We start from the raw sequence: 255 nt of genomic DNA, 5'->3' as shown, positions 1-255 counted from the left end.
AGGTAACACATCAACACCAACAGAAGCCACTACAACAGCTAACCCATCAGATGCGGATGAGAACACACCAAAAACTCCAGCCGTAACGCCAGTTGAAGATACAAACAACTTGACTGATGATGAGAAAACTAAAGTTAAGGAAGAAGTTGAGAAATCTAATCCAGACCTTCCAACAGGAACAGAAGTAACAGTTGGTAACGACGGAACAGTAACAATTAAATATCCAGATGGCTCAGTTGACACAATTCCAGGTAC

Annotated in this window: 1 pseudogene; it reads left to right on the top strand. The window is 41.6% G+C overall.

From position 1 onward, the window contains the following. A pseudogene (locus NF418_RS10470) lies at nucleotides 1-255 on the top strand (hypothetical protein); the annotation flags it as partial.

Source organism: Streptococcus suis, from assembly GCF_024509555.1.
In the GTDB taxonomy this organism is placed as follows: Bacteria; Bacillota; Bacilli; order Lactobacillales; family Streptococcaceae; genus Streptococcus; species Streptococcus suis_AD.
Note: the sequence above shows the minus strand (reverse complement) of the source record. Positions and strands in the feature narration are given on the sequence as shown.